Genomic DNA, 13,555 nt, shown 5'->3' on the forward strand with positions numbered 1-13,555 from the left:
TTTTCGTTGTGATCGCCACAGTTTCTGATTCGGGTGGGCCGGGTGTTGCGGATGGTCCGGGTGGTGCTGTTGCGGCTAGCCTGGGACGCATGGCAGGTAAGGCCCGCACCGGAACGTCACGTACGCGAGCGGGGGCCACGCGGGGGCAGACTCCCGCGCAGTCCCGCGCGCGCACCCAACGCACCCCGGCCAAGGGCCGCGGCACAACGGCACGCAAGGCTCCGGCTCGGCGTCCCGCACCCCGGCGAGCGCAGTCCAATACGGCCCCGCTGGCGGTGGTCCGGCGTGGTGTGACCAGCGGCTGGACCATGATGGCGCGGGGCCTGGGCGCGACGACGCGGGCGGTCAGCCGGGCGGGGGAGATCGAGCACGGCCACCGGCGTGACGGGATCGCGCTGGGCCTGGTGGCTTTCGCCTTCCTGATCGTGGCGGCGGTGTGGCTGTCGGCGGGTGGCCCGGTCGGGCACTGGGTCGATACCGCGGTGCGGGCGGTGTCCGGATCGGCTTCGGCGGCACTGCCGTTCGTGCTGGTGGCGATCGCGGTGATTCTGATGCGCACCGAGCCGCAGCCGGAGATCCGGCCGCGCTTGGTGCTGGGCGGGCTGATGGCGGGTCTGCCGATCCTGGGCTTGTGGCATCTGGCCGCGGGTTCCCCGTCGGACGCGCACGGTCGCGCACACGCCGCCGGTTTCGTCGGTTACGTGGTCGGCGGACCGCTCTCGGAGGGGATGTCCGCGTTCCTGGCGGTGCCGCTGCTCATGCTGGCCATCGGTTTCGGCCTGCTGCTGTTGACCGGCACTCAGGTCCGGGATGTGCCCGAACGCCTGCGGGAGATCTTCGGCACCGGCGCGGGCGGCGACGAATACGACCGCTACTCCGATGACCCCTACGATCCGTCCAACTACGACGCGGACGGTTTCCCGCTGCACGCTCCCGAGGTGCGCAAGCGTCGCGGCCGCACCCCGTCGGAGAACTATCCGGCCGACGAGTTCGGCGGTTCGGACGCCGTCACCGAGATTCTCGGCGAGCCCCCGTTGCAGGACGCGAAGGAGATCGTCCAGCCGGAGGAGAAGCCGCGGCCCGCCCCGGTGAAGGCCAAGCCCCCCAAGCCCGTTCCCGCGGTGGTCGACCAGACTCCGCCGCCGCCGGAGCAGCTGGAGTTCGTCACCGACCGCGAGGTGGACGGCGATTACACACTGCCGTCGCTGTCCCTGTTGACCGACGGCGATCCGCCGAAGAAGCGCAGCGCGGCAAACGAATCCATGATCGAGGCCATCACCGAGGTGCTGGTCCAGTTCAAGATCGACGCCGCGGTCACCGGTTTCGTGCGCGGCCCGACGGTCACCCGCTACGAGGTGGAGCTGGGCCCGGGCGTGAAGGTCGAGAAGATCACCGCGCTGGCCCGCAACCTGGCCTACGCGGTGGCCACCGAGAACGTGCGTCTGCTGGCTCCGATCCCGGGCAAGTCGGCCGTCGGTATCGAGGTCCCCAATGCCGACCGCGAATTGGTGCGCCTGGCCGACGTATTGAAGGCTTCCAGCACCCGCAACGACCACCATCCGCTGGTGATCGGCTTGGGCAAGAACATCGAAGGCGAGTTCGTCACCGCGAATCTGGCCAAGATGCCGCACTTGCTGGTGGCCGGGTCCACCGGTTCCGGTAAGTCCAGTTTCGTCAACTCGATGCTGGTCTCGCTGCTGTGCCGCGCCACCCCTGAGGAGGTGCGCATGATCCTCATCGACCCCAAGATGGTGGAACTGACGCCCTACGAGGGCATTCCGCACCTGATCACCCCCATCATCACCCAGCCCAAGAAGGCGGCCGCCGCGCTGGCCTGGCTGGTGGAGGAGATGGAGCAGCGCTATCAGGACATGCAGGCCAGCAAGGTCCGCCACGTCGACGACTTCAACCGCAAGGTGAAGTCGGGTCAGATCACCACGCCGCTGGGCAGCGAAAGGGTGTATCGCCCTTACCCGTACATCCTGGCCATCGTCGACGAGCTCGCCGACCTCATGATGACCGCTCCCCGTGACGTCGAGGACGCCATCGTCCGCATCACCCAGAAGGCCCGTGCCGCGGGCATTCACCTGGTGCTGGCGACCCAGCGCCCGTCGGTGGACGTGGTGACGGGTCTGATCAAGACGAACGTCCCCTCCCGCCTGGCCTTCGCCACGTCCTCGCTGACCGACTCCCGAGTCATCCTCGATCAGCCCGGCGCGGAGAAGCTGATCGGTATGGGTGACGGCCTGTTCCTCCCCATGGGCGCGAGCAAACCGACTCGTCTCCAGGGCGCTTTCATCTCCGACGAGGAGATCGCCGGCGTCGTCGATTTCGCCAAGACCCAGGCCGAGCCCGACTACCAGGAGGGTGTCACCGCCGCCAAGGCCGGCGAGAAGAAGGACGTCGACCCCGACATCGGCGACGACCTCGACCTCCTGCTGCAAGCCATCGAACTCGTGGTCACCTCCCAGTTCGGCTCGACGTCCATGCTCCAGCGCAAGCTCCGCGTCGGCTTCGCCAAGGCGGGCCGCCTCATGGACCTGATGGAAACCAGGGGAGTGGTCGGCCCGTCGGAAGGCTCCAAGGCCCGCGATGTTCTCATCAAGCCCGACGAACTCGACGGACTGCTCTGGTCCATCCGGGGCGGCGGCGAACCTGCCGCGGATGGCGCTGAGCCCGAGTAGTTTTGAGCGGTCCGCTCCGTATTGAAGCTCCTCCGTGGTGCCCCTAATCTGAATCGTGTGGCACGCGGGGGAGTTTCATGGGGCCGGAGCTGGAAGCGGCGGTGGCGCAGGCCGGAACCGCGCTGGATCGCCGGATTGGGCGTCGGTGTCGCGACTGTCCTGCTGCTGGCGGTGCTGTCCCGCGGAATGCCGGACTATTGGCGCAATTTCGAGTTGAACACCGCGGCCGACCTGATCGGCGCGGTGTTCACGATCTTCCTGCTGACCCCGATCATCCAGCGGGTCGGCGAATCCCGGGTGCGTGAGCATCGCGAACTCGACTATCGGCGCTTCCTGGACCGCGCGCACCGCAGTATGAACGCCATCCGCATCGTCGACACCTTCTCGAATATGCTGGTCGAGCCGCATTCGGATCGTTTCGGGCAGATCACCCGGGATGCGTTGGCGCGCGGCGTGTCCGTGCGGGTGCTGCTGATCAACCCGTCCACGCTCGCGGCCGAGCAGCGTGACCGGGAACTCGGTGCGGCCGAGGACCTGCAGCGGCAGCTGGCGCTCAATCTGATCTCCCTGCGCGCCCTGCAACGGGATATCGGCGAGCTGGAGCGCGCGCACCCGGGCCACGGTCCCGGCGCGGACTTCCAGGTGCGGCTCTATTCGTCGGGTCCCGATGTGACGATGTATCGCGCCGACGACCGGTGCCTGATCTCGTTCTATACGATCGACGGCCTCTCCGGTGACTCTCGCCAGCTGGAGGTGTCGGTGCATTCCCCGCTCGGCAAGTTCGTCAACGACCGATTCCACGCCGTGTGGGGCCGGTCGGTTCCGCTGGAACACCTGATCGACGTGACACTGTCCGACGGAACCGGTGACCGGCGCAGGTCCTTGGTGAAATCGATTGTGGTGGACGATATTCGCTATCTGCAGGGTGCTCGCACCGATCGCTTCCTGGGCCGGGTCGGGACCGATCCGATCCGGGCGCGGCTCGACGACGGCAGCGACTACGAGCTGTTCCGGGTCGTCGACACCGGGCTGATCGATCGGCTCACGGTGGTGGCGGGCAGGATCTTCCGTGACTCTTCCGATGGCGACTTCCTCTGTCTGCGCCCGGTGGCATCGCCCGGGCAACCTCGCGGGGCCGAGGCCGCCGCGGATCATTAGGATCGGTGCTCGGTCGCTCGACATCCGTCGGGCCGTGCTGGAGGCATCGGATGTCGCTGGGCACCAGGGGGTATGGGTTTCGCGCGATCGGCGCTCGGGAGTTGTCGAGTATCGCCGCCCGCGCCGGGCTCGACGCCGCGCAGGCGCGGGATCTGGCGGCGGTGGCCGCGGTGCTGCCGTTCCGGACGAATCGCTATGTCCTGGACGAACTCATCGACTGGACGCGAGCGCCCGACGACCCGATCTTCCGGCTGACCATGCCGCATCCGCGGATGCTCGCCGACGACGACCGGGCCGAGATCGCGACCCTGCTCGCGCACGACGCCTCCGCCGCCGACATCCGCCACACCGCCACCCGCATCCGCAAGGCGATGAACCCGCATCCGGAGGGCCAGCGCACCCTCAATCGCCCCGCGGCCGAGGGGGAGTCGTTCGACGGCTTGCAGCACAAATACCGCAACACGGTGCTGTACTTCCCGCGCAACGGTCAAACCTGTCACGCCTACTGCGCGTACTGCTTCCGTTGGGCGCAGTTCGTCGGCGAGCCGGACCTGCGCATGGCCGCCGCGGGTCCCGAAGTGCTGATCCGCTACCTGGACCGCCATCCCGAGGTCAGCGATGTCCTGGTCACCGGCGGCGATCCGATGATCATGAGCGCGGACGTCCTGGCCCGGCACCTGGAGCCGCTGCTGGACCCGCGCCTGGAACGGATCACCTCGATCCGGATCGGCACCAAGGCGCTGGCCTTCTGGCCGCACCGCTTCGTCACCGACCCCGACGCCGATCAACTGCTGAAGCTGCTGACCCGGATCACCGAGTCCGGACGCCACCTGGCGATCATGGCCCACGTCTCGCACTCCCGGGAATTGGAGACCGACGTGGTCCGCCACGCGATCCGCCGATTACAGGCCACCGGTGCCGTGATCCGCTGCCAATCCCCGATCGTCCGCACCGTCAACGACAGCGCCGACGACTGGATCAGCCTGTGGCGCAACGAGGTCCGACTCGGCATGATCCCGTACTACATGTTCGTCGAACGCGACACCGGCCCCCGTGACCACTTCGCGGTACGCCTGGCCGCCGCGACCGCCATCTTCACCGACGCCTACCGCGCGGTCCCCGGCCTGGCCCGCACGGTCCGCGGCCCGGTCATGTCGGCCACCCCCGGCAAGGTCGTCGTCGACGGCGTGGCCACGATCGCCGACCGTCGAGTCTTCGCCCTGCGCCTCCTCCAAGCCCGCGACGAATCCCTCGTAGGCACACCGTTCTTCGCGAACTACAGCGACACAGCCCGCTGGCTGGACGACCTCACCCCAGCCTTCGCCCCCCGATTCCCTTACGAGCAACCGTGAATATCGAACCTCCCGGCCGCCACGGCCCCGATAAACGCATCCCACTGCCCAGCGGTGAAAACATGCGCCGCCCCACCGGGATCCTTGGAATCGCGAACCCCGATCCCACCCCCGGCCAAGAACGCGGCTTCGACGCACTCCTTGCTACCGCCGCTTCTGCTGCTCTTGAACCACCGTGCGCCGTCTAGTTCGTCGTTCACGCGCTGTACTCCCTTGCTATCTCGCGCACCAGATCTCTGCTGCTCGACTCGTCCAGCGCAGCCCGCTGGAGAACTCTGTACGCCTCGACGTAGCGATCGACGACATCGCGCTTCTCCGAGTACATGTCGCTCGAGTAGCCCTCGCTGTAGATCGTGGTCGGAGCTACAGGCTGGCCGCGCCCGTCCGTCGTGAAATCGATGATCACGAATGGTCCGGTCTGATCGCCGGTCGGCATCCCGGCCGAGAACGGAAGGATGCGGAGGGTGACGTTGGGTAAAGTGCTCGCCTCGGCGAGGCGTTTGAGTTGGTCTGACATTATCTTCGGACCGCCGACCACCCTGCGCAACACAGTTTCTCCGAGCACCATGTTCAGCTGAGGCTTCTTGAGGTTGTGCGTGAGGATGCGCTGCCTGCGGGCCTTCAACTCCAAACGACCCGCGAGAGCATCCTCTCCGTCCTCCGGGTTGGCGGTGTAGGCCAGCACGCGTGCGTAGGGGCGTGTCTGGAGCAGGCCGGGGACGAGGTCCGGCTGGTAGGTCGTCAGCACCGCGGCGGCCGACTCCATGTCCACATAGATCCGGAAGTCGTCCGGCAGAACGCGACTGAACTCGTGCCACCAGGATTTCCCGGCAGCGGTCTCGGCCAGCCCACGTAGGTGCGCGGCCTGGCGATCATCTATCTGGTAGAGCCGAATCAGCAGGTCCAGATCGGGCCGACGGATCTTCGCGACCTCGCCGGCCTCGTGCCGCTGGAGCTTGCTCTTGCTCCAGTCCATTTGTCTGCCCGCCTGTTCCAGGGTGAACCCGGCTTCTTCGCGGGCGGACTTCAGGTACCTGCCGAGCTGGCGGCGGGTGAGGGTGCCTTCGCTTTCGGACATGGAATTTCCCGCTCTCGGGTCATCATGCTTCCCGCTCCGCGACGATGGCGATTCCCGGAGCGGGAATATCATCTCACCGTTCGGGGGTCGAAACCTGGTGAAACAGAGGAAAAATCCGGGATCCCGCTTTTCACTTCCCACATCCTCGCCACCTCGCTCCACTTGAAGCATGAAGATCCAGCGAGACCGGCGGTCTGCCCCCAAGGCGACCTGGGTCAATGACGACTGCGGCAACGGTTCGATCTTCCCCATCTCCCGGCAACGTGCCCAAGGCATCCGAAAGATCCACGCCACCTGCGACCCGCCGTGCCCGCGCGTGGAAAGCGCCCGCAGCTATCTCGAAGGAGGGCACGCCCCATGCCCGCGCACGTGACAGGCGAGACCCCACTCGACCGCCAGCTGTGGCTGTACCGCGAACTCTACGGCCTGCCCTGCCGGATAACCGGCTCCCGAATCACCCTGTCCACCACCGGCATCACCGCGATCCGCACCCCGTCCGCCCTCGCCGCCGCGATCGACGACGAGTTGTTCTGGACCAAGCGAACCACCCCCATCCTCGACGAACGCCCCGGCGCCGGCACCCTGATCCTCCTGGCCGCCCCCACCCACCTCGACATCACCCTCCCCGCCAACGATTTCCGCGCCCGCGCCCACTGCGAATTCCTCCCGCCTGGAAGGGATCTCACCCTCCCCACCCCTCGCCGTCCCGGCGGAACCGAGCCCCTCTGGTTCCGATACCCCCAGTGGGAAACCCTCCAGCCTCTCAGCACAGTCCTCCGAGCCCTCCGAATCGCCCTCCGCGAATCGCCCCGCACCTACCCGTCCTAGCCCGGGAGTCTCCCATGTTCACCGAAATCGCAACCACTGCACTAACGTTCACCGTTCTGTCCCTCTGCTTCTCCGGCCCCGTCCGGCGCCATTTCCTCCACCGCCCTCCTCCGAACCCCTACTCGGTCGCCGCGATCCGGGCCCGCCTCGAAGGCGAGAAGCGCGTAGCCGCAGCTTCGAGACGCGAGGCGGCCCGGCTCTCCGCCGCATCCGCTTGACCCCGGTTCGTCATAGCCCTCGGAATTCGAGCGGGATGGTTCAGGGGCGCGTCAGCCTACATTTGTGTGCAGTGGCTTCGTCTGCGGCGTAACGCGGAGAGGGGGCGAGTTTCAGTTGGGGTCGTACATCATTCGGATCGACCATATTCTCGGATCAAGAAGGCCTCTAGATGCGTTGGTCTTCCTCACGAGTCGTAGCCAACGCTATGGCTCGGTCGAATGTTTCGCTGAGTACCGCGCGCCGTTGCGTCTTGAAGTCATCGTCGGGGCCGAGGTCGTCGATATTCTCGTCCCACGCCCGCAGATACCGTTCGCGCCACTCGCCGAGCACCGCCACCGAGGGGAAGCTCGCACCGACTCGCGCGGGCTCGACAATCCCGATGAGGATCTCCAGCCAGGCGGGAACCATGTCCCCGCCCCACTCATCGGGCTCCAATGCCGTGTCGTCAGAGGGATCCTGGAATTGCTCGGCGATATTGCCGATGATGTGGTCGGTCAGCTCCCCGAGCCCGTCCGCGGCGGTATCGCTGTCGAAATTCCCCGGACCCCAGACACCCATGACAACCTCTCCGCCCGAATACTTTTGGCGAGCCCAGCCTAGCAACATCCCCATGCCCCGAAGCACGTCGATTCTGGCGTGTAGAAGGATTCTCGTCCCGCGCCGGCGGCTCGCCCGCCGATGCTGGTCGCGCTGACCTGACCGGCTGGCGTGACGCAGCCGCCAGATCAGCCGGTCGTGCTGGTTCGATGTCGGTACAACATCGAATCGAAGGAGTCGAATGCGTATCGGGGTATCGGGACCGCATGGAACCGGCAAGACGACACTGGTTCATGAACTGTGTTCCCGCTTCGACGAACTCACGCCGATCGACGAACCGTATGTCCTCCTCGAGGAAGAGGGCTACGACTTCGAATACCCGCCTTCGCGCGCCGACTATCGAGCCCAGCTGACCCGTTCGATCCAACTGCTGACCAGCGAGCCGGCCGGATCCGTCTTCGACCGAACCCCTGTGGACTTCCTGGCCTATCTGTCGGCGACCGGCCTCGACATCGAGTCCGCCGTTAGTGCCTCTGCGGTCCACAATGCCTTGGCCACACTGGATCTCCTGGTCCTGGTGCCCATCACCCCCGAAACCGAACGACTCCTGCCCCCGCCGGAGATGCTCGGTCTGCGCCGCACGGTCAACGACACGCTCCTGGAGTTGGCCTACACCGACCCGCTGCACCTCCTCGCCGACATTCCGGTGATCGAGTTGAGCGTCCCCCTGGCGGATCGAGTCGAAACAATCGGCGCCATGATCCGGTAACCCAGGTCGCGCGAGTCGATGGTGGCGCGGCAACTCCGTTGGCCCACAGCGAAACACGAAAGTCTGCCTGTGGTCTCAATGGGTTAGCGCAACAATGGGTTAGGCCCAGTGTTGCGATGACCGCTCGAGACCGCACCAAGTTTGGCGTGTCCTACTCCGTGTGGGCGTGTCAGGGTTTGCTGGTCCGGGCATGGGTCGTCAGACCGGGCAGGACGAGGGTGAGCCATCGAGCGCGGGTGGTATGCGGTTGGCCGGTCGGGGCGGCGGAGAACAGTAGATAGATGTCGCCGACCGTCACGTCGGGGTGGATGTCGCCCGCTGCCTGGCCTGCTTCGATGAGAGTTGCCAGCGCGGTGGTGGCGCGGTCTTCCTCAGCCTTGGCGGCGGGGTCCGCGCCCAGGGCTTGTGCGGCGGCTTTGGCGGCTTGGTTGGTGGCGGTCAACTCGACGACTCCAGCCAGGAATCCGGTGATCTCATCCAGTGCGCGCGCTCCGGATTCCACACGCGCACAAGCGGCCTCTGCGTCATCGGCGACATGGGTGACGTACTCGATGACCACGGCCGCGACCAGATCGGTCTTCGTCGGGAAGTGCCGGTACACAGTGCCGACGGCGACCCCTGCCGCCGCGGCGATCTGGTCCATGCCCGCTTCGGTGCCGTGAGCGGTGATCTGTTCGCGGGCGGCGGCCAGGATCTTGGTCCGGTTGCGGACCGCGTCGGAGCGTGGGGTTCTCGGCTGGGTCATGAAATGTCTCTCACCGTGGTCGATCGGTACTTGCCAATAACGTGAACCGAGGTTCATCATAGAACATGAACCGCAGTTCATCTTACTGTTGGGAGGCAGCATGACCACCAAGACCGCTCTCGTCACCGGAGCCTCTTCCGGCATCGGCGAAGCTACCGCCCGCACACTGGCCGACCTCGGCTTCACCGTCCACGGTGCGGCACGGCGCGTCGACCGCCTGCGGAAACTCGCCGACCACGCCATCCGCCCGCTGGCCATGGACGTCACCGACGACGCGTCGATGACCGCGGGTATCGCACGGATCATCGGCGAGACCGGGCGTATCGACGTGTTGGTCAACAACGCCGGGTACGGCTCCTACGGCGCCATCGAGGACGTGCCTCTCGATGAGGCCCGCTATCAGTTCGAGGTCAATGTCTTCGGCGCGGCGCGGCTGGCACAGCTGGTGTTGCCGCACATGCGCGAACAGCGTTCCGGCACGATCGTGAACATCACCTCCATGGGAGGCAAGATCTACACCCCGCTCGGTGGCTGGTACCACGGCACCAAGTTCGCCCTCGAAGGACTCAGTGACTGCCTGCGCCTGGAAGCGCGGCCATTCGGGGTGAACGTCGTGGTGATCGAGCCCGGCGGCATCGCCACCGAATGGGGCGGCATCGCCGCCAATAACCTGCGCAAGGTCTCCGGCGACACCGCGTACGCCTCCCAGGCCCAGGCCGTAGCCACCTTATTGAGTTCGGAAGCCAACGCCAGGCGCAACTCTCCGCCCCAGGTGATCGCCGACGCGATCGGCAAGGCCGTCACTGCCCGCCGCCCCAAGACCCGCTACACCGTCGGCTTCGGCGCCCGCCCGCTGATCTTCGCGAAATGGCTTCTGCCCGACCGCGCCTTCGACGCGATCATCAAACGCGCCACCGGAATCCGCAACTGACCGTTCCGTGACGGGCAGCAAATACACGTACTGGATGTGCCATCTGATGAGGATTGTTGCGAGCGCGCGGGCTCGTCACAGCAGGTTGAACCGGCGTCAATGACAACGCCGCATGCCCGACTTCGCTTCGGCCAGGCCATGAGTTCGCCAGTAGATTGCTCCGGTGCCTGGCGGTATCGTGAATTCGAGCCTCCGCCGTTGGATGGGAGAGCACCGTGAGCGACGATCCGGCCCGCAAGAAATTCTCCGAGCTCAAGGAGCGCGCCGGACAGCGTCTGGTGACCGGACCACGGCGTTTCCTCATCCCCGACGCCGACCTCGACGAGTTCTGGGCCACGCTGGAGCCCGCGACCGTCGACTTCATGATCGGTGAATGGGAGGGTGGCGAGTTCGACACCGGCCATCGCGAAAACGGAACGCTGGCCCAGATCAACTGGTTCGGCAAGACCTTCAATTCGGCCACCGACGTGCAGCCTCTGATCTGTGTCGACGCCGACGGCAACAAGTATTCGAACACCGAGAACGGCGAAGGCAGCCTCTGGATGGAGGAGTTCCGTGGCGAGGTCACCGCGACGATGGTGTTCGACGCGCAGCCCGTTCACGACCATTTCAAGAAGATCGACGACGACGCCGTGATGGGCATCATGGACGGCAAGAACGCCCTCGACAACGGCCGGTACGCATATTTCTATCTCGAGCGGCTCTAGGTACTTATCTCATAAGTTTGGTGCCACCGGCCTGGCCGGCACCGTACGGTCCATGCCACACTTCAGCAACGCACCATAATGCCGCATATCGCGCCGACCGAACCGGCCAGCGCAGGGCGCTGACGGCCGGATCCGGTGCGGTGCAGAACGTCAGCGCGAATCATCCGAAGATCAACTGGGACATGCCGATCCAAGGCCGACGGAACATCCACCACTGCCGGATTCCGAGTGGCACATGGTGGAGGTGAAAACCGACAGAACCCCTCCAGGATGTGCCACTCGGCGACGACGTTCGAATGCCCTGTCACGCCGCATACCCGCTGACCGAACCGGCCGGCGCCGGCATCGGAAAATCAACTGGCCGTGTGGATCCGAGGCGGGTGGAACATCCGCGACTAACCGATGAGCGGGCCGGTCCAACGACCCGGGGTACTCGGAGATCGACGTGTCGGCGGGCGGTCTACCGATAAGGGTTGCTAGCCATCATGGTCAGACACGAACACCCGCTACAACGGGCGCAACACCTCACATTCCGGCAACGTCGGTACTCACGCCAAACAGGATCCGACCAGGGCAAACCCGGAACGATGAACCTTGTGGTCGCTCCGCAAACGGGGACGCGCCCGGGCGGTTCCGCAGCATGCGCGAGCGGCTCGCCCTCCCTGACGAATCGCACACCGGCATAGGGGTTGTCCGGGTCATCGCTGCCGTCGTCAACCGCCCGATAGGTAACCGAGTAGACCGCCTCGAACTCCACACACCGATCCTATTCGCGAACCCGCCTGCTCACCCGAAGCCCGGTTCTGCCACATTGGGCAATCGTTGGCCGGCCCGGATCCGAACGCGGAGCGCTGCAACAACTTTCTCTTGTCGAGTTACCGCAGATTGCAGTCAATATTAGCTATACATTTGCTATCGCCGTGTGTAATGTCGCGAACGCCAACTACATCAGGTAGGCAACCGGCGTTGCGGGGGTGAACTTCTCTCCCTTGCTTCCCTCGCAACGCACAGCTGTAGCCACCTCCCCCTCTGGGCTTCCAACACATAAGGCCGAAGCTCTGGGGAGGTGGGAGTTTCGGATTAACGGTGGATCCGACCTCGGTGTGGGTTAGTGCCCGGTCGGGTGGATCCGGCCTTCGAAGGTGATGGCGAACGCGTTGAGGGCCGGTTTCCACCGCATCGCCCATCGTGCCCGGCCCTGCCCGGTCGGGTCCAGGGAACGAGTCACCAGATACAGGCATTTCAACGCCGACTGCTCGGACGGGAAGTGCCCGCGGGCGCGGATCGCGCGCCGGTAGCGGGCGTTCAACGATTCAATCGCGTTGGTGGAACAGATGATTCGTCTGATCTCCACGTCGTAGTCCAGGAACGGGACGAACTCGGTCCAGGCGTTGTTCCAGAGCTTCACGATCGCCGGGTAGCGACCACCCCATTTCGTGGCGAAATCGCCGAACCGTTCGCGGGCCGCGGCCTCGGTCGCCGCGGTGTAGACGGGTTTGAGGTCGCGGCTCATCTCGGCCCAGTGTTGACGACCTGCGTAGCGGAAACTGTTGCGCAGCAGGTGGATCACACACGTCTGCACGATCGTTTGCGCCCAGACGGTGTTGATCGCCTCCGGCAGCCCTTTGAGCCCGTCGCAGACGGCGATACAGACATCGGCGACGCCGCGGTTCTTGAGTTCGGTCAGCACCTGCAGCCAGAATTTGGCGCCTTCACCGCCGTCACCGGCCCAGAGCCCGAGGATGTCGCGTTCGCCGGCGGTGGTGACGCCGATGACCACATAGATCGGGCGGTTGGCCACCTGACCGTCCCGGATCTTCACGTGGATGGCATCGATGAACAGCACCGGATAGACGCGGCCGATTGCACCAATCCACCATCTCCGCGACCACCTTATCGGTGATCGTCGAGATCGTGTCCTTCGACACCGAGGTGCCGTAGATCTCGGCGAAATGCGCCGAAATCTCGCCTGTGGTCAGGCCTTTCGCGGTCAACGACAACACGATCTCGTCCACCCCCGACAGCCGCCGCTGCCGTTTCTTCACGATCTTGGGTTCGAACGAGGAACTCGTGTCCCGCGGCACGCCGATCTCGACCGGGCCGATCTCGGTGATCACCGTCTTTCCGCGAGTCCCATTGCGGGAGTTGCCCGTTCCGCGACCAGCCGGGTCATGTTTCTCGTAGCCGACATGCTCGGTCATCTCCGCTTCCAGAGCAGCTTCCAGAACGGTCTTGGTCAGCTGGTTCAACAACCCGCCCGGCCCGACCAGGTCGATGCCCTGCTCCTTGGCCTGGGACAGAAGCTGTTCGGCCAGTTTCTTGGTGTCCACCGCGTCGTTGGTCACGGCGGCCAGTGTCTCCGACATTCGTCGGTCCTTCCTGCCGAACCATCAGGTTCGGCCAATCGGACCGAGATCAGGATCCTCCGTTATCCCGACACTCCCGGGGAGGTGGCTACACGCATGTAGGGATCCCGATGTAATCGCCTAATACTGCAACGGCACTCGCGTGGTTCGTTGCTGGTAGACCTGTCGAGTGGTGTTGGAT

At 65.4% G+C, this 13,555-nt stretch carries 11 protein-coding genes and 1 pseudogene; 7 read left to right on the top strand and 5 right to left on the bottom strand.

The genetic code is table 11. The features are described from left to right. Positions 1–89 precede the first annotated feature (89 nt). The 3 genes from ACQPYY_RS11300 (at position 90) to ACQPYY_RS11310 (ending at position 5,194) form a co-directional block, all read left to right on the top strand. Entirely contained in the window at positions 90–2,684 is a 2,595-nt protein-coding gene (locus ACQPYY_RS11300; protein ID WP_433593688.1) for a DNA translocase FtsK 4TM domain-containing protein, read from the top strand. A 135-nt stretch (positions 2,685–2,819) separates the two neighbouring features. Continuing rightward, on the top strand, positions 2,820–3,842 hold the full coding sequence (locus ACQPYY_RS11305; RefSeq protein WP_433593689.1) for a DUF5919 domain-containing protein: 1,023 nt from the start codon (positions 2,820–2,822) through the stop codon (positions 3,840–3,842). Between the two features lie 50 nt (positions 3,843–3,892). Next, positions 3,893–5,194, top strand: coding sequence for a KamA family radical SAM protein (locus ACQPYY_RS11310; RefSeq protein ID WP_433593690.1), 1,302 nt, complete (start codon positions 3,893–3,895; stop codon positions 5,192–5,194). Here ACQPYY_RS11310 and ACQPYY_RS11315 read toward each other — a convergent pair. Together ACQPYY_RS11315 and ACQPYY_RS11320 are read right to left on the bottom strand one after the other, a co-directional pair. Then, entirely contained in the window at positions 5,179–5,394 is a 216-nt protein-coding gene (locus tag ACQPYY_RS11315) for a DUF397 domain-containing protein (RefSeq protein WP_433593691.1), read from the bottom strand. The genes ACQPYY_RS11310 and ACQPYY_RS11315 overlap by 16 nt on opposite strands. After that, positions 5,391–6,272 carry a helix-turn-helix domain-containing protein gene (locus tag ACQPYY_RS11320; protein ID WP_433593692.1) on the bottom strand — a complete coding sequence of 294 codons (882 nt, stop codon included), beginning with the start codon at positions 6,270–6,272 and terminating at the stop codon, positions 5,391–5,393. The genes ACQPYY_RS11315 and ACQPYY_RS11320 overlap by 4 nt, the downstream gene beginning before the upstream one ends. A 357-nt stretch (positions 6,273–6,629) precedes the next feature. Here ACQPYY_RS11320 and ACQPYY_RS11325 point away from each other — a divergent pair, with 357 nt between their 5' ends. Beyond that, positions 6,630–7,100, top strand: a complete 471-nt coding sequence (locus ACQPYY_RS11325) for a hypothetical protein (protein ID WP_433593693.1) — start codon at positions 6,630–6,632, stop codon at positions 7,098–7,100. 384 nt (positions 7,101–7,484) lie between these two features. On the opposite strand, the gene ACQPYY_RS11330 is transcribed toward ACQPYY_RS11325, so the two are convergent. Next, positions 7,485–7,877: a DUF4259 domain-containing protein gene (locus tag ACQPYY_RS11330; RefSeq protein ID WP_379096259.1), complete on the bottom strand. Its 393-nt coding sequence runs from the start codon at positions 7,875–7,877 to the stop codon at positions 7,485–7,487. A 220-nt stretch (positions 7,878–8,097) separates the two neighbouring features. On the opposite strand from ACQPYY_RS11330, the gene ACQPYY_RS11335 reads away from it, so the two are divergent. Further along, positions 8,098–8,625, top strand: coding sequence for an AAA family ATPase (locus tag ACQPYY_RS11335; RefSeq protein ID WP_433593694.1), 528 nt, complete (start codon positions 8,098–8,100; stop codon positions 8,623–8,625). A gap of 169 nt (positions 8,626–8,794) precedes the next feature. Here ACQPYY_RS11335 and ACQPYY_RS11340 read toward each other — a convergent pair whose 3' ends face one another. Next, positions 8,795–9,370, bottom strand: a complete 576-nt coding sequence (locus ACQPYY_RS11340; RefSeq protein WP_433593695.1) for a TetR/AcrR family transcriptional regulator — start codon at positions 9,368–9,370, stop codon at positions 8,795–8,797. 100 nt (positions 9,371–9,470) lie between these two features. Between ACQPYY_RS11340 and ACQPYY_RS11345 the strand changes: the two genes are divergently transcribed. Beyond that, positions 9,471–10,301, top strand: coding sequence for an oxidoreductase (locus tag ACQPYY_RS11345; RefSeq protein ID WP_433593696.1), 831 nt, complete (start codon positions 9,471–9,473; stop codon positions 10,299–10,301). A 215-nt stretch (positions 10,302–10,516) separates the two neighbouring features. Next, positions 10,517–11,008 (top strand): DUF4334 domain-containing protein, encoded by a 492-nt coding sequence (locus ACQPYY_RS11350; protein ID WP_379096270.1) that lies wholly within the window; start codon positions 10,517–10,519, stop codon positions 11,006–11,008. Positions 11,009–12,116: 1,108 nt separating this feature from the next. Here ACQPYY_RS11350 and ACQPYY_RS11355 read toward each other — a convergent pair. Beyond that, positions 12,117–13,374, bottom strand: a pseudogene (locus ACQPYY_RS11355) (IS256 family transposase). Between the last annotated feature and the right edge of the window lie 181 nt (positions 13,375–13,555).

Source organism: Nocardia sp. CA-145437, from assembly GCF_050956485.1.
Lineage (GTDB): Bacteria > Actinomycetota > Actinomycetes > Mycobacteriales > Mycobacteriaceae > Nocardia.